The organism is Amycolatopsis sp. lyj-84, assembly GCF_046549075.1.
Classification (GTDB): Bacteria; Actinomycetota; Actinomycetes; order Mycobacteriales; family Pseudonocardiaceae; genus Amycolatopsis.
Window position 1 is genome coordinate 469,315 of sequence record NZ_JAJPWO010000003.1, and the last position, 14,690, is coordinate 484,004.

At 67.3% G+C, this 14,690-nt stretch carries 13 protein-coding genes; 7 read left to right on the forward strand and 6 right to left on the reverse strand.

Annotated elements, in window-relative coordinates:
- Positions 1 to 18 precede the first annotated feature (18 nt).
- A complete protein-coding gene (locus ACLJRM_RS12430; RefSeq protein ID WP_410663049.1) occupies positions 19 to 1,248 on the forward strand; it encodes a M14 family zinc carboxypeptidase in 1,230 nt (409 codons plus the stop codon).
- A 70-nt stretch (positions 1,249 to 1,318) separates the two neighbouring features.
- Here ACLJRM_RS12430 and ACLJRM_RS12435 read toward each other — a convergent pair whose 3' ends face one another.
- The 5 genes from ACLJRM_RS12435 to sdhC form a co-directional block, all read right to left on the reverse strand.
- Positions 1,319 to 2,284 (reverse strand): hypothetical protein, encoded by a 966-nt coding sequence (locus ACLJRM_RS12435; protein WP_410663050.1) that lies wholly within the window; start codon positions 2,282 to 2,284, stop codon positions 1,319 to 1,321.
- A 156-nt stretch (positions 2,285 to 2,440) separates the two neighbouring features.
- Positions 2,441 to 3,211 (reverse strand): succinate dehydrogenase iron-sulfur subunit, encoded by a 771-nt coding sequence (locus ACLJRM_RS12440; RefSeq protein ID WP_101612304.1) that lies wholly within the window; start codon positions 3,209 to 3,211, stop codon positions 2,441 to 2,443.
- Positions 3,211 to 4,965 (reverse strand): succinate dehydrogenase flavoprotein subunit, encoded by a 1,755-nt coding sequence (sdhA, locus tag ACLJRM_RS12445; protein ID WP_101612305.1) that lies wholly within the window; start codon positions 4,963 to 4,965, stop codon positions 3,211 to 3,213. Before sdhA ends, ACLJRM_RS12440 begins: the two co-directional genes overlap by 1 nt.
- 29 nt (positions 4,966 to 4,994) lie before the next feature.
- Positions 4,995 to 5,408 carry a succinate dehydrogenase hydrophobic membrane anchor subunit gene (locus ACLJRM_RS12450; protein ID WP_005165555.1) on the reverse strand — a complete coding sequence of 138 codons (414 nt, stop codon included), beginning with the start codon at positions 5,406 to 5,408 and terminating at the stop codon, positions 4,995 to 4,997.
- 2 nt (positions 5,409 to 5,410) lie between these two features.
- Entirely contained in the window at positions 5,411 to 5,854 is a 444-nt protein-coding gene (gene sdhC / locus ACLJRM_RS12455; RefSeq protein ID WP_101612306.1) for a succinate dehydrogenase, cytochrome b556 subunit, read from the reverse strand.
- Between the two features lie 544 nt (positions 5,855 to 6,398).
- Here sdhC and ACLJRM_RS12460 point away from each other — a divergent pair.
- The 6 genes from ACLJRM_RS12460 to ACLJRM_RS12485 all read left to right on the forward strand — a co-directional run bounded on the left by ACLJRM_RS12460 (position 6,399) and on the right by ACLJRM_RS12485 (position 13,233).
- The gene (locus ACLJRM_RS12460) at positions 6,399 to 7,535 is read left to right on the forward strand and encodes a BMP family protein (RefSeq protein WP_101612307.1); all 1,137 of its coding nucleotides are present in this window, start codon (positions 6,399 to 6,401) and stop codon (positions 7,533 to 7,535) included.
- 81 nt (positions 7,536 to 7,616) lie between these two features.
- A complete protein-coding gene (locus ACLJRM_RS12465; protein ID WP_410663051.1) occupies positions 7,617 to 9,197 on the forward strand; it encodes an ABC transporter ATP-binding protein in 1,581 nt (526 codons plus the stop codon).
- Positions 9,194 to 10,282, forward strand: a complete 1,089-nt coding sequence (locus ACLJRM_RS12470) for an ABC transporter permease (RefSeq protein ID WP_101612309.1) — start codon at positions 9,194 to 9,196, stop codon at positions 10,280 to 10,282. Before ACLJRM_RS12465 ends, ACLJRM_RS12470 begins: the two co-directional genes overlap by 4 nt.
- Positions 10,279 to 11,553: an ABC transporter permease gene (locus tag ACLJRM_RS12475; protein ID WP_168214495.1), complete on the forward strand. Its 1,275-nt coding sequence runs from the start codon at positions 10,279 to 10,281 to the stop codon at positions 11,551 to 11,553. Before ACLJRM_RS12470 ends, ACLJRM_RS12475 begins: the two co-directional genes overlap by 4 nt.
- Position 11,554: 1 nt before the next feature.
- Positions 11,555 to 11,953 carry a cytidine deaminase gene (locus ACLJRM_RS12480; protein WP_101612310.1) on the forward strand — a complete coding sequence of 133 codons (399 nt, stop codon included), beginning with the start codon at positions 11,555 to 11,557 and terminating at the stop codon, positions 11,951 to 11,953.
- The gene (locus ACLJRM_RS12485) at positions 11,950 to 13,233 is read left to right on the forward strand and encodes a thymidine phosphorylase (RefSeq protein ID WP_410663052.1); all 1,284 of its coding nucleotides are present in this window, start codon (positions 11,950 to 11,952) and stop codon (positions 13,231 to 13,233) included. The genes ACLJRM_RS12480 and ACLJRM_RS12485 overlap by 4 nt, the downstream gene beginning before the upstream one ends.
- A 365-nt stretch (positions 13,234 to 13,598) precedes the next feature.
- On the opposite strand, the gene ACLJRM_RS12490 is transcribed toward ACLJRM_RS12485, so the two are convergent.
- Entirely contained in the window at positions 13,599 to 14,687 is a 1,089-nt protein-coding gene (locus ACLJRM_RS12490; RefSeq protein ID WP_101612312.1) for a PA containing protein, read from the reverse strand.
- Between the last annotated feature and the right edge of the window lie 3 nt (positions 14,688 to 14,690).

Consider the following 14,690-nt stretch of genomic DNA (forward strand, 5'->3'; position numbering starts at 1 on the left):
GACAGTGGGGAGTTCACGATGTCGGTGTTCGGTCGGTTGGTTCCCGTGATGGTGGGCCTGGCGGTGCTCCCGCTCGTCAGCGTGCCCGCCGCGGTGGCGGCGCCCGCCCAGGCTTGCAGTGAGGAACCGCGGGAGCTGCCCATCAACGAGTTCACCGACTATCGCGAGATGGTGCGGGAACTCGGCAGGCTCGAGCGCGTGAGCAAGGGGCGGGTGGCGGTCAAGGAGGTCGGGCGGTCCACTCGCGGGCGGGTGATCCACCAGGCGAGCGTCGGGACCGGGCCGAAGGTCTTCGTGGTCTCCAGCGAGATCCACGGGAACGAGAAGACCGGCACCGACGCGCTGCTGCGCATCCTCGACTACCTCGGTACGTCGGAGTCGCGGGACGCCGAGCGGCTGCGGAAGACCATCACGTTCGTCGCGGTGCCGAAACTGAACCCGGACGGCGCCGAACTCGACCGGCGCGGCAACGACCTGTCGTGGGCCGAGGTCCAGCAGCGGTTCCCGCAACTCAAGGACCGGCCGCCCGCCTGGAACTACCTGAGCGACGTCCTCCAGGGTGACGACTACCGGAAGCGTCCCGGGTTCGACGTCAACCGCGACTTCAACCCGGACCTGAACTACGTCCCGCGCGCGGAGGACTTCCCCGGTGCGCCGGACGAACCGGGCTGGTTCATCACGCCCGAGGCGCGGGCGCTGCGTTCGGTGTACGTCGAGTTGACCGCGCGGCGCGGGAAGGTGCCTGACGTGTACGTCGATCTGCACCATCAAGGCGCGTGCGTCCGGCAGGAGGGCAGCAACCGGTTCCTCGACGTCGGCATCGACTACCCGCCGCTGCCCGACAAGTTCTTCGAGCCCGGCCAGAAATACGCGAAGTACCGCGATGTGTACACAAAGGACGAATCGCGGCAGCTGGCGATCAGCGGATTCAACGGGATGACGTCGCGCGGGTTCGTCGGGGCGCGCTATCCGCATGCGCCGGATCGCGATCTGCCGGGGCAGGCGCGGTGTGCGTTCGCCTTGAACGGGACGGGGACGGTGCTGTTCGAGGTGCGCGGCCAGACGCAGACGCTCGGGCAACAGCACCGGGAGCACTTCACGCGCGCGGTGATGGCGGGGCTGTACAACATGCTGCGGGACGTGAGCACGGGCGCTGTCGAGTACATCGATCCGGAGGCCTTCGACCGGCTGCCCGGTACCGCCGACTCCTCCGCACTCGCACCCGCACCGGCACGCGTGCTGGAGTAGGGGTTTTTCTCAAGTCCGTGAAGGCCTCCTTCCCTACGCTCAGGGTAGGGAAGGAGGCCTTCACGGACCATCAGGCGGCGGTGGCGAGACGAACCTGGGGGCGAGGGCGGGAAGCCGCGATCTGCCAGGCGGTTGTCAGGTCCGTGAGGACGGCAGCCGGATCCTCCAACAGTTGCGAAGGCAGCGTCTGGACGACGACGATCCCGGACTTCGCGTACCGGGTGTTCCTGTCCAGGGTCCGTTGGTATCCGGCTCGGCGGAAATGAAAGTCGAACGAATCGATTTCCCACACGAGGCCGACGTCGTCCCACCACGCGTCCGGCCGTCCCAGGTATCTACCGGAAGCGTCGAAGAGTTCGGCATTCCAGTGACTGGGAGGCGTTTTCAGGCGCCGGCTGAGCACCTTCGCCCGAGACTCGGCCATCGAGCGGATGTCCACCCAGTCGGTCAAGAGACGTCTCGGCACTGCGGTTCCTCGCTGAGTGCCGTGATCGAGTTCGCGTAGTAAAGCCTTCGGATGGCATCTGCCTTGCTGGATCGCCTCGACGAGCAATTCTTCCGACACCAGCGGATCGGTGAGCCGCCGAACAGCGTCGGTTGTCGCGCGGATCAGAGGAGCGAGAGGAACTCCGTCCCGGGTGTTCGGCGAAGGTAGTCGTACGGTTCTTTCGGTGGTGACGAAGCCGACGCTCCGTACCTTCCGGCCGTGCGGGATCAGCAGGTGCAGCCCAGGGGCGTCCGGGAGTGCGGACGGCCGCAGTCCGTGGAGCCGACAGGCTTCGAGGCCGGTGAGCATTGCCTCCGCGCCTGAATACAGGAGCGCCGCGGTCACCAGTTCCGTGGAGGTCGGCTTCTGGTCGTGCAGCAGGACTATGCCGGGTAGAAGTCGCTGCCATGGACCACCCGGCAAGCATCGGCTGTAGATCGTCTTGCTGGGCATCTCCAGTGATTCCAGGTCAGCGACCCGGACGACGCCATTACGGCTTCGCGCTAGCAGCAGTTCGGGATGCTGTGCCCATCTTCCCCTCTTGACCACGTGGTCCAGCCTGTCCGCATGGGACCCGGCCGTGGCAGCCCCACTTTGCGAACCTGTGGATAACTGGGGTGTTGTGGATAACTCCCGGAATGCCGTGAAGGCCTCCTTCCCTACCTTGAGAGTAGGGAAGGAGGCCTTCACGGACAGCTAGAAGCGTTAGACGCGCTTGAAGAGCAGCGCTCGCTTGACTTCCTGGATCGCCTTCGTCACCTGGATGCCACGCGGGCACGCGTCGGTGCAGTTGAACGTCGTCCGGCAGCGCCAAACGCCTTCGGAGTCGTTCAGGATGTCGAGCCGCTCTTCGGCGCCTTCGTCACGCGAGTCGAAGATGAACCGGTGCGCGTTGACGATCGCGGCCGGGCCGAAGTACGAGCCGTCGTTCCAGTACACCGGGCACGAGGAAGTGCAGCAGGCGCACAGGATGCACTTGGTCGTGTCGTCGAACCGGTCGCGGTCGGCCTGCGACTGGATCCGCTCGCGCGTGGGCTCGTTCCCGTAGGCGATCAGGTACGGCTTCACCGCACGGTACGCCTCGAAGAACGGGTCCATGTCGACGTAAAGGTCCTTGAGCGTCGTCAGGCCCTTGATCGGCGCGATGGTGATGGTGGTCTTCTTGCCGTTGGTCTCCAGCAGGTCCTTCATCAGGACCTTGCACGCCAAGCGGTTGATGCCGTTGATCTGCATCGCGTCGGAACCACAGACGCCGTGCGCGCACGACCGGCGGAACGAGAACGTCCCGTCGATGTAGTCCTTCACGTAGAAGAGCAGGTTCAGCAGCCTGTCGGTGCGCTGCGCCGGGACGTCGTAGGACTCCCAGTGCGGCTCGTTGTCGATCTCGGGGTTGAACCGCAGGATCTTCAGCGTGACGGTGATCGGCGTGTGGTCGGAGGACACGGCCTCCGACTTCTCGGGGGTGGCCGTGGTCATCAGTACTTCCGCTCCATCGGTTCGTAGCGGGTGAAGGTCACCGGCTTGTAGTCCAGTCGGATATCGGAGGCAAGACCAGAACCCTGCTTGTAGGCCATGGTGTGCCGCATGAAGTTCGTGTCGTCGCGGTTCGGGTAGTCCTCGCGCGCGTGACCGCCGCGGGACTCCTTGCGCGCCAGGGCGCCGACGACGAGAACTTCGGCGAGTTCGAGCAGGAAGCCCAGTTCGACGGCTTCGAGGACGTCGGTGTTGTACCGCTTCCCCTTGTCCGACACGGTGATCCGCTCGTACCGGTCCTTCAGTGCCTGCACGTCGGTCAACGCCTGCTTCAGCGTGTCCTCGGTGCGGTACACGGAAGCGTGCGAGTCCATCGTCCGCTGCAGTTCGGTGCGGATGTCGGCGACGCGCTCGTCACCGTGCTCCGAAAGCAGGCCCGAGAGCTGGTCTTCGACGATGGTGGTCGGGTTCTCCGGCAGTTCGACGAAGTCGTGTGCCAGCGCGTACTCGGCGGCCGCGATGCCCGCGCGACGCCCGAAGACGTTGATGTCGAGCAGCGAGTTGGTGCCGAGGCGGTTCGAGCCGTGCACGGACACGCACGCCACCTCACCCGCGGCGTACAGGCCGGGGATGACGTTCTCGTTGTCCCGCAACGCTTCGCCGTGGATGTTCGTCGGGATTCCGCCCATCACGTAGTGACAGGTCGGGAACACCGGCACCGGCTCGGTCACCGGGTCGACGCCCAGGTACGTCCGGGAGAATTCCATGATGTCCGGGAGCTTCGCGTTCAGCGTCTCTTCCGGGATGTGCGTGACGTCGAGGACGACGTAGTCCTTGTTCGGACCGCAACCGCGGCCCTGCAGCACTTCCTGCACCATCGACCGGGCGACGATGTCGCGCGGCGCGAGGTCCTTGATCGTCGGGGCGTAGCGCTCCATGAACCGCTCGCCGTCGGCGTTGCGGAGGATGCCGCCTTCACCGCGCACGGCCTCGGAGATGAGGATGCCGAGCCCGGCGAGACCTGTCGGGTGGAACTGGAAGAACTCCATGTCCTCCAGCGGCAGGCCCTTGCGGAAGATGATGCCGAGGCCGTCACCGGTGAGGGTGTGCGCGTTCGACGTCGTCTTGAAGATCTTGCCCGCGCCGCCGGTGGCGAACACGATCGACTTCGCCTGGAAGACGTGCAGCTCGCCGGTGGCCAGCTCGTAGGCGACGACGCCGGAGGCGACCGGGTTGCCGTTCTCGTCCGGGGTCAGCACCAGGTCGAGCACGTAGAACTCGTTGTAGAACTCCGTGCCGTGCTTGACGCAGTTCTGGTACAGCGTCTGCAGGATCATGTGCCCGGTGCGGTCCGCGGCGTAGCAGGCGCGGCGCACCGCGGCCTTGCCGTGGTCACGGGTGTGCCCGCCGAAGCGGCGCTGGTCGATCTTGCCCTCGGGCGTCCGGTTGAACGGCAGGCCCATCTTCTCGAGGTCGAGGACCGCGTCGATGGCTTCCTTCGCCATGATCTCGGCGGCGTCCTGGTCGACCAGGTAGTCGCCGCCCTTGATCGTGTCGAAGGTGTGCCACTCCCAGTTGTCCTCTTCGACGTTCGCCAGCGCGGCGCACATGCCGCCCTGCGCGGCGCCGGTGTGCGAACGCGTCGGGTAGAGCTTGGTGAGGACCGCGGTGCGCGTGCGCTGGCCGGACTCGATGGCCGCGCGCATGCCGGCGCCTCCGGCGCCGACGATCACCACGTCGTACTTGTGGAACTGCATTGAGGACTCCGCTTAACGTGTGGTGGGCGTCAGTTGGCCGAGATACCTGGGTCGAAGGTGAAGATCACCATCGTGCCGACGGCCAGGATGAGCACCATCGAGACGTAGAGCACGATCTTCAGCCAGAACCGGGTGCTGTCCTTGCGGGCGTAGTCGTCGATGATCGTGCGCAGCCCGTTGCCGCCGTGGATTTCGGCGAGCCACAGCATCGACAGGTCCCAGAACTGCCAGAACGGCGAAGCCCAGCGGCCGGCGACGAAGCCCCAGTTGATGCGGTGCACGCCGCCGTCGAGGATGTTCATGATGAACAGGTGGCCGAGCACCAGCACGATCAGGGCGAGGCCCGAGATGCGCATGAACAGCCAGCTGTAGAGCTCGAAATTGCTGCGGCGGGCGGCGGCGCGCTTCGGTGCGCGCGGGCGCTCGAGTGCGAGTTCAGCCATGGTCAGTGCCCCCCGAACATAACCTCGACGGTGCGCTTCATCATGAAGAAGGCACCGGGAATCATCACCACGACCCAGATGGCCAGGATGGTCCAGAGCATCGGCTTCTGGAACTTCGGTCCCTTCTCCCAGAAGTCGACCAGCATGACCCGGATGCCGTTGAGCGCGTGGAACAGCACCGCGCCGACCAGGCCGACCTCGAGGAGGTTGACCAGCGGGGTCTTGTAGGTCTCGATGACCTCGTTGTACGTGTCGGGCGACACGCGCACGAGCGCCGTGTCGAGGACGTGCACGAAGAGGAAGAAGAATGTCAGCACGCCGGTGATGCGGTGCAGCACCCAGGACCACATACCGGGGTCGCCCCGGTAGAAGGTCCCCTGCCGGCGTGAGGCACCCGCCCGATCGCTCGCGGCCGCCTCAGAGGCGGTGCTAGCCGTGGTGGACATCGGTGAACGGCCTCCAACGTCATGGCTTGGGCCCGCTGACCGCTGGTTTCCGCGCCTGCCGCCGGGTCGCCCACCTGGGGACGGCTCCGGCGACGGTGCCGAGATCATGGTCATCGAGCGTGGATAAAAGGGATGCTAGACCCGCTCCTCACGGTGGGCTCACCTCCGGGTTCGTCTGTGTGATGGACCAGACATCGAGGCCATCGCACGATCGAGTGACGGGGACCGCGTAACTCACCAGTTCGTCCACTGTGGACGCGACGGTCGTCACAGGTCACCCGCCGGATGGCCCTGAACGGTGCGTGACGATCTTCGGGCCTTCACGCGGCCAGGGGGCCGAGTACTGCCAGCAATGATCACCGTAAGTACTCCCTCCGTCGCGCTTACGACTCATGAGTAAACGTTTGTGTTACGTAGCGTGCCTTTCCTATGGCGGCTAAGCAGCCGTTAGGTACCGTCTCTCGGTCGAACCCGGCAGTGTCGCCGGGTCGTTTCTTCGGACCATCCGCTGGATCAGCGGGGAGGGAGACACACGTTGCGTCGCATGCGTGGAACCGCGCTGGCCGCCGTCACCATGGCCGGTGCACTCGCACTGACCGGGTGCGCGAAGGATTCCGGAGCGGGGAACAACAACAACGCGAGCACGGGGGACCAGTCCGCCAGCTGCGTGACCGCGCCGAAGCCGCCCGCCGCGGCCGCCGCCTCGAGCAGCACCCAGAGCGGTGAGAAGGTCGACGGCAGCAAGCTCAAGGTCGCACTGGCCTTCGACGTCGGCGGTCGTGGCGACGCGTCGTTCAACGACTCCGCAGCCGCCGGCACCGACAAGGCCAAGGCCGAACTCGGCGTGACCGCGGTCAGTGAGAGCACCGCGGCGACGTCCGAAGACGAGGCCGCGAAGTCGCAGCGTCTCGACCAGCTCGCCACTCAGGGCTTCAGCCCGATCATCGCGGTCGGCTTCGCCTACGCCAAGGCCGTCGGCGCCATCGCGCCGAAGTACCCGAACACCCAGTTCGCGATCGTCGACGACGACTCCGTCAAGGCCCCGAACGTCACCCCGCTGGTCTTCGCCGAGGAGCAGGGCTCGTTCCTGGCCGGTGTCGCCGCCGTCTACAAGTCGAAGAAGTGCCACGTCGGCTTCGTCGGTGGCGTGAACACGCCGCTGATCCAGAAGTTCGAGGCCGGCTTCCTGCAGGGCGTGAAGGCCGCTTCGTCCAAGGCCGTCATCGAGGACGAGTACCTCACCCCGGCCGGCGACTTCTCCGGGTTCCAGGACCCGGCGAAGGGCAACGTCAAGGCCGCCGCGCAGATCGCCAAGGGCGCGGACGTCGTCTACCACGCCGCCGGAGCCTCCGGTAAGGGCGTTTTCGAGGCCGCGAAGACCAACAACGCGCTCGCCATCGGCGTCGACTCCGACCAGTTCAACCAGAAGACGGTCGAGGCGTCGAAGGACGTCATCATCACCTCGATGCTCAAGCGTGTCGACGTGGCGGTGTTCGACTACCTGCGCGCGCTGGCCAAGGGTGACCTGACGTCGCTGCCGAAGCGCTTCGACCTCAAGGTCGACGGCGTCGGCTACGCCACCTCCGGCGGCAAGATCGACGACATCAAGGACGTGCTCGACGGCTACAAGGCGCAGATCGTCTCCGGGGCGATCACCGTCTCGGACAAGCCGCAGAAGTAAGCTCCACCAGACAGCGGGGCTCGGGAGGGTAACCCTTCCGAGCCCCCACCTGTTTTGTCTCCCAGAACTGGATGGCTTTTCATGAGCGCTCCCCAGGCCGAGGTCACCGACGCCCCCGACCGGGGTGAACCGGCCGTGCAGCTGACCGGGATCACCAAACGATTCCCGGGTGTGGTGGCCAACTCCGACGTCAACCTCACCGTCGCCAAGGGTGAGGTGCACGCCGTCTGCGGCGAGAACGGCGCCGGCAAGTCCACCCTGATGAAGATCCTCTACGGCATGCAGCAGCCGGACGAGGGCAGCATCGCGATCAACGGTTCACCGGTGAAACTGCGCAACCCGCAGGACGCCATGCGAGCCGGTATCGGGATGGTCCACCAGCACTTCATGCTGGCCGACAACCTGACCGTCGGGGAGAACGTCTTCCTCGGCGCCGAGGGCCTGCACGGCATCGGCCGCGCGGCCAAGGCGAAGCTCGGGAAGCTGGCCGAGCAGGTCGGCCTGCACGTCCGCCCGGACACGCTGCTCGAAGAACTCGGCGTCGCCGATCGCCAGCGCGTGGAGATCGTGAAGGTGCTCTACCGCGGCGCGCGGATCATCATCCTCGACGAGCCGACGGCGGTGCTCGTGCCGCAGGAGGTCGACGCGCTGTTCGAGACGGTCCGCGGCATGCAGGCGGAGGGTTTCACCTTCCTCTTCATCTCGCACAAGCTCGACGAGGTGCGCGCGATCGCCGACACGGTCACCGTGATCCGCCGCGGCACCACCGTCGGCACGGCCGATCCGAAGGCGATCACCTCGCGTCAGCTGGCCGAGATGATGGTCGGTTCGGAACTGCCCAGCCCGGAAACCCGCGAGTCCACCGTGACCGACCGGCCCGTGCTGCGCCTGGACGACGTCTGCCTGAGCGTCGAGGGTTCCGAGCGGAACGTCCTCGACCACATCTCCTTCACCGTGCACGCCGGTGAGGTGCTCGGCATCGCCGGTGTCGAAGGCAACGGCCAGACCGAACTCGTCGAAACGATCATGGGCATGCGCAAGGGCGGCGGCCGGATCGAACTCGTCGACACCGACGGCAAGGCCGTCGAACTGCACAAACTGGGGACGCTCGCCCGCCGCGAGGCAGGCATCGGCTACATCGCCGAAGACCGCACGCGGCACAGCCTCCTGCTCACCCAGCCGTTGTGGGTCAACCGGATCCTCGGCTACCAGACCCGGAAGCCGGTCGCGAAAGGCCAGCTTCTCGACATCCTCGGCGCACGCCAGGACACCCGCCGCATCGTCGAGCAGTACGACGTCCGCACGCCGGGCATCGACGTCCCGGCCGCCGCGCTTTCGGGCGGTAACCAGCAGAAGCTGATCGTCGGCCGCGAGCTCTCCGGGAACCCGGTGCTGCTGATCGCTTCGCATCCGACGCGCGGTGTCGACGTCGGCGCGCAGGCGTTGATCTGGGAACAGATCCGGCAGGCGCGCGCGGCCGGGCTGGCCGTGCTTCTGGTGTCGGCCGACCTCGACGAGCTGATCGGGCTGTCCGACACCATCCAGGTCATGCTCCGCGGGCGGCTGGTCGGCGAGGCCGACCCCGCGACCGTGACGCCGCAGCAACTGGGCTCCGCGATGACCGGGGCTTCCGAAGATTCCGATGAAGAAGGTGTGTCGTGAGTTCCTGGCGTACGAGGCTGCTGCCGCCTCTGCTCGCGATCGTTTTCGCCGTCATCCTGACCGCGATCGCGCTGATCATCTCGGGCGCGAATCCGCTCGAGGCCTACGGCACCATGATCGGCCAGCTGTTCAAGGGCTCGACGGCGATCGACACGGTCAACCTCGCGACCGTGTACTACCTGTCCGGTCTCGCGGTGGCCATCGGCTTCCAGATGAACCTCTTCAACATCGGGGTCGAGGGCCAGTACCGGTTCGCCGCCATCGTCACCGCCATCATCGGCGGGGCGCTGAAGCTGCCGCCGGTGATCCACGTGCTGGCGATCCTCGTCGTCGCGGTGGCCAGCGGCATGCTCTACGCGGCCATCCCGGCCGTGCTGAAGGTGACCCGCGGTGTTTCCGAGGTCATCTCGACGATCATGCTGAACGCGATCGTCGGTGGCATCGTGGCGTTCCTGGTCAACGCCGACCAGTTCGGCGTGCAGACCGGCAACAACATCGCCACCCGCGAGATCGCCGAAACCGGCCGGATCCCGGGTATCCCGATCGGCTCCGGTGAGCTGTTCGGGTTCGTGTTCATCGCGATCCTGATCGGCGCCGCCTACTGGTTCATGCTCAACCGGACCCGGTTCGGCTTCGAGCTGAAGGCCTCCGGCGAATCGACGACGGCGGCCGCCGCGGGCGGCGTGAACGCCAAGAAGATGACGCTGATCGCGATGCTGCTTTCCGGCGGTGTCGCCGGTCTGATCGCGATGCCGGAACTGCTCGGCCGCGACTTCACCTACGGCATCACCTCGACCCAGATGTACGGCTTCACCGGCATCGCGGTCGCCCTGCTCGGGCGCAACCACCCGGCGGGGATCGCGCTGGGCGCCCTGCTGTGGGCGTTCCTCGACCGGTCCGCCGTTTCGCTGGAGCAGATCAACGTGTCCAAAGAGATCGCAGTGATCATGCAGGGCGTGATCGTGCTGTCGGTCGTCATCGCGTACGAGATCGTGCGCCGCGCGGACCTGGCCGCCGAACAGCGACGCGTCGGTCGCGCGCTGGCGGGTAAGGGTTCCAGCGTGTCCGAGGGAGGTGCGGTGTGACCACCGCGGACGTTCTTTCGCCCAACTCGGGCGGGACCACCATGCCGGTGAAACGGCAGAAGCGCCGTCTTCCCGGCTGGGCCAAGGGCGCCATCTGGGGTCTGCTCGCGATCGGTGTGCTTTCGGCCGCTTCGTACGCCACCGGCGTCAACACGCTGACCTCGACCAACACCGCGCACACCGCGCTGCGGCTGGCGTTGCCGATCCTGCTGTGCGCGCTCGGCGGCCTCTGGGCCGAACGCGCGGGCGTGATCAACATCGGCCTCGAAGGCATGATGATCCTCGGCACCTGGGGTGCCGCTTGGGGCGCGTACTACGGCGGTGTCTGGTGGGGCCTGGTCGCGGCGATCGTGTTCGGCGCGCTCGGCGGTCTGCTGCACGCCGTCGCGACGGTGACCTTCAACGTCAACCACATCGTCTCCGGTGTGGCGATCAACCTGCTCGGTCTCGGCGTCGCGAAGTACCTCGCGAACCTGGTGTTCACCCCGCTTTCGGGGAACCCGCGCCAGTCGCCGCCGGTCCCGAAGTTCGACACCTACTCGGCGACGTTCCTCTCGGACTGGCTTTCGGACCTGGAGAAGATGCAGCGTGTCTTCCTGTCCGACCTCGCCGGGGTCGTCAACGGCCTGATCACCGAGGTGGCGCCGTTGACGATGATCGCGATCGCGCTCGTCCCGATCAGCTACCTCGTGCTGTGGCGGACGCGGTTCGGCCTGCGGCTGCGGTCGTGCGGTGAGAACCCGGTGGCGGCCGAGTCCCTCGGTGTCAACGTGTACGCGCACAAGTACGTCGCCATGATCATCTCCGGCGGGCTGGCGGGGATGGGTGGCGCGTCGCTCGTGCTGCTCGCCGGCGGGGCGGACTATCTGGAGAACCAGACCAACAACCGCGGTTACATCGGTCTCGCGGCGATGATCTTCGGCAACTGGCGGCCGGGTGGCCTGCTCGGTGGCGCGGCGCTGTTCGGCTACGCGGACGGGCTCCAGCTTTCCGGTGGCGGGACCGCGGTGCTCGCGCTGCTGTACGGCGCGGTGATCCTGCTCGCCGTGATCGTGGTCGTGCAGTTGTTCCGCCGTCAGTGGATCGCTTCCGCGCTCGGTGTCGCCGGCGCCGGTCTGCTGTACGCGATCTACTGGACCAACGACGACCTGTCGGGCGACCTCATCCCGTACACCGCGCACTTCGTGACGCTGATCGTGCTGGCCGTCGCTTCGCAGCGGCTACGGCCGCCCAAGGCGGACGGCGCACTGTACCGGCGAGGTGAGGACTGACATGGCGGAGTACGACTGGGAAGCCCTGCGGGCTCAAGCCGTCGAGGCGGCGAAGTCGGCGTACGCGCCCTACTCGGGTCTGCACGTCGGTGTCGCGGGTGTGGTGGACGACGGCCGGATCGTCGTCGGCTGCAACGTCGAAAACGCTTCGTACGGCTTGGGAATGTGCGCGGAATGCACGATGGCGGGGCAGCTGCGGCTGACCGGCGGCGGCAAGCTCGTCGCCGTCGCGTGCCGCAGCGGCGAAGGCGATCTGCTGATGCCGTGCGGGCGCTGCCGTCAGATCCTGTTCGAGCACGGCGGCGCGGACTGCCTGGTGGACACCCCGAGCGGCATCCTGCCGATGTCGTCGGTGCTGCCGGACGCTTTCGGGCCCGACGATCTGCCGGAGAACAAATGAGCGCGTTCGCCGCCGTCGACGTCATCCGCGCGAAGCGGGACGGCGGACGGCTCAGCGACGAGCAGATCGACTGGACCATCGACGCGTACACGCGCGGGGACATCGCCGAGGAGCAGATGGCCGCGCTCGCGATGGCCATCTTCCTGCGGGGGATGGACTCGGGCGAGATCTCGCGCTGGACGGGGGCGATGATCGAGTCGGGGGAGCGGCTGGACCTGAAGGTCAGCCGTCCGACGATCGACAAGCATTCGACGGGCGGTGTCGGCGACAAGATCACGCTTCCGCTGGCGCCGCTCGTGGCGGCGTGCGGGGCGGCCGTGCCGCAGCTGTCCGGGCGCGGGCTCGGGCACACAGGCGGGACGCTGGACAAACTGGAGTCGATTCAGGGCTGGCGTGCCGCTTTGTCGACGTCGGAGATCATCCGGCAGCTGGACGAGGTCGGCGCGGTGGTCTGCGCGGCGACGTCCGGGCTGGCTCCCGCGGACAAGAAGCTGTACGCGCTGCGGGACGTGACTTCGACGGTTGAGTCGATCCCGCTGATCGCGAGTTCGATCATGAGCAAGAAGATCGCGGAAGGCTCGGCCGGTCTCGTGCTCGACGTGAAGACCGGGTCGGGCGCGTTCATGAAGACGCTGCCGCAGGCCCGTGAACTCGCGCGGACGCTGGTGGAGATCGGGACCGCGCACGGCGTCGCGACGACGGCGCTGATCACGGACATGAACGTGCCGTTGGGATACGCCGTCGGCAACGCGATCGAGGTCGCGGAGTCGGTCGAGGTCCTGCGCGGCGGTGGCCCGGCGGACGTCGTCGAGCTGACCGTGGCTTTGGCCAGGGAGATGCTGGCGTTGGCAGGTCTGTCCGATGTGGACCCGGCCGCGGTGCTCGCGTCCGGGCAGGCGTACGAGACCTGGTGCCGGATGATCTCCGCTCAGGGCGGGGATCCGGAGGCCGCGCTGCCGCGGCCTCGGCACGTCCATGTCGTGGAGGCGCCCGCGGATGGTGTCTTGTCTTCCCTGGACGCCTATTCGGTCGGGGTCGCCGCTTGGCGGCTCGGGGCCGGGCGGGCGCGCAAGGAGGATCCGGTGCAGGCCGCGGCGGGTGTGCTGTGCCTGGCGAAGCCGGGCGACGAGGTGGCGGCCGGGCAGCCGCTGCTGGAGCTGCACACCGACACGCCTGATGCGGTTCCTTCGGCTCTCGCTGCGCTCGCTGACGCCTACGCGGTCAGCTCCGAGGCCCCGGCCTCCGCTCCGCTCGTCCTGGAGACCGTGCGCCCCTCCTGACCGAGCTTCGTCCTCTAGTTGCGGTAGTTGGTATTACGCACTACCGCAACTAGAGGACTACTTGCGGCGGGCACTGATCGCGAGGCGGTCGCGGGCGCGGAGTGCCCACCCCCCCCGCTCGGATCGCGTTTAGCCCGCTAAACGCGACGTGCCGGGCTAGGGCACCGGATCGCGATTAGGGGGCTAAACGCAGGTGGGCGGAGGGGGCGCGAGGGGCGGGAAGCGTGAAGGCCCCCTTCCCGTGGCTGAGCCGTGGGAGGGGGGCCTTCATGCGCTAAGGGGCGAGTCGCGTGTGGTCCTCTGGTTGCGGAGGTGCGTAGTACGAACGACCGCAACTAGAGGACTAACGCGGAAGGGGCGAGACGTCAGTCGGTGGTCTCGTCGGTGCCGTCGGCCTTGGCCTTGGCGTCGGCCGCCTTGGGAGCCCGGCCGTTGCGCGAGCTGCGGCGCGGCTGACGCGGGGCGGGCGGCGGCGGGGAGATCTGCTGCACGGCCGGGCCGCCGCCGAGCATCAGCTCCGCGAAGGTCGCCATGGCCTCGTCCAGCTGACCGCCGATGCGGCGCACGGACTCGTCGTTGCTCTTGCGCACCAGGGTGTCGACCGAGTCGGTGTCCGGCTGCTTCTGCAGCGTGCTCTCGACCTTCGACAGACCGCTGCGGATCGAGCCGTCGAGGTCGCCGAGGCGCCCGGTGAAGCCGTCCTCGACCTTGTCGAGCCGCTCGGCCAGGTCGTCGAGCCGCGAGGTGACCTTCTCGAGGCGGTCGCCGAGGCCGTCGAGGCGCTCCGAGGCGTCGATCATCTCGCCGGTCTCGGTCAGCGCGGTCTTCAGCGCCTCGGTGTTCGCGGTGAGGCTTTCCTTGGTGGCCTTGTCGAGGTTCTCGACGCGGGTGCGCAGCTCGCGGTCGACGGTGTCGACGCGGTCGCGCAGGACCGACTCGGCCTGCTCGACGCGCTCGCGCACCGGGCCGATCACCGACTGGGGCAGCGAGTCGGTCTTCACGTCCTGCTTGTCCAGGTGCGAGCCGAGCTCGTCGAGACGACGGTGGATGTTCTGGAGCTTGTCCTCGAGCCCGTCCATCCGGCCCGCGACGCCTTCGAACTTCGCGGCCATGCCGTCGAGGCGGCCGTCGAGCTGGGCGAAGGGCTTGGCGAGCTTGTCGACGATGCTTTCGACGGCGCGGGTCAGCGCGGCGATCGCGGTGTCCTGCGCTTCGAGCCGCGACATGGTCTCGTCGAGGCGCTCGGCGAGCACGCTGGTCTCGGTGCGGTCGGGCATCTCCGAGAGGCGCTTGCGGACCGCGCCGAGGGAGTCGACCGGCGCCAGACGTGCGTAGATGTCGTCGAGCGCGTCGAAGATCTGCTGCTGTTCGCTCTCACGCACTTCGGCCGCGCGCACCAGCATGTTGCGCATCCGGTCGAAGGACGGGGCTGCAATGTGGTTGTCAGTGGTCACTGC

Excerpts from the sequence above, each read along its gene's own strand:
- ACLJRM_RS12450 (WP_005165555.1), bottom strand. The coding sequence starts at position 5,408 with ATGGCTGAACTCGCACTCGAGCGCCCGCGCGCACCGAAGCGCGCCGCC.
- sdhA (WP_101612305.1), bottom strand. The coding sequence starts at position 4,965 with ATGCAGTTCCACAAGTACGACGTGGTGATCGTCGGCGCCGGAGGCGCC.
- ACLJRM_RS12480 (WP_101612310.1), top strand. The coding sequence starts at position 11,555 with ATGGCGGAGTACGACTGGGAAGCCCTGCGGGCTCAAGCCGTCGAGGCG.
- ACLJRM_RS12460 (WP_101612307.1), top strand. The coding sequence starts at position 6,399 with ATGCGTGGAACCGCGCTGGCCGCCGTCACCATGGCCGGTGCACTCGCA.
- ACLJRM_RS12465 (WP_410663051.1), top strand. The coding sequence starts at position 7,617 with ATGAGCGCTCCCCAGGCCGAGGTCACCGACGCCCCCGACCGGGGTGAA.
- ACLJRM_RS12430 (WP_410663049.1), top strand. The coding sequence starts at position 19 with ATGTCGGTGTTCGGTCGGTTGGTTCCCGTGATGGTGGGCCTGGCGGTG.
- ACLJRM_RS12485 (WP_410663052.1), top strand. The coding sequence starts at position 11,950 with ATGAGCGCGTTCGCCGCCGTCGACGTCATCCGCGCGAAGCGGGACGGC.
- ACLJRM_RS12440 (WP_101612304.1), bottom strand. The coding sequence starts at position 3,211 with ATGACCACGGCCACCCCCGAGAAGTCGGAGGCCGTGTCCTCCGACCAC.
- sdhC (WP_101612306.1), bottom strand. The coding sequence starts at position 5,854 with ATGTCCACCACGGCTAGCACCGCCTCTGAGGCGGCCGCGAGCGATCGG.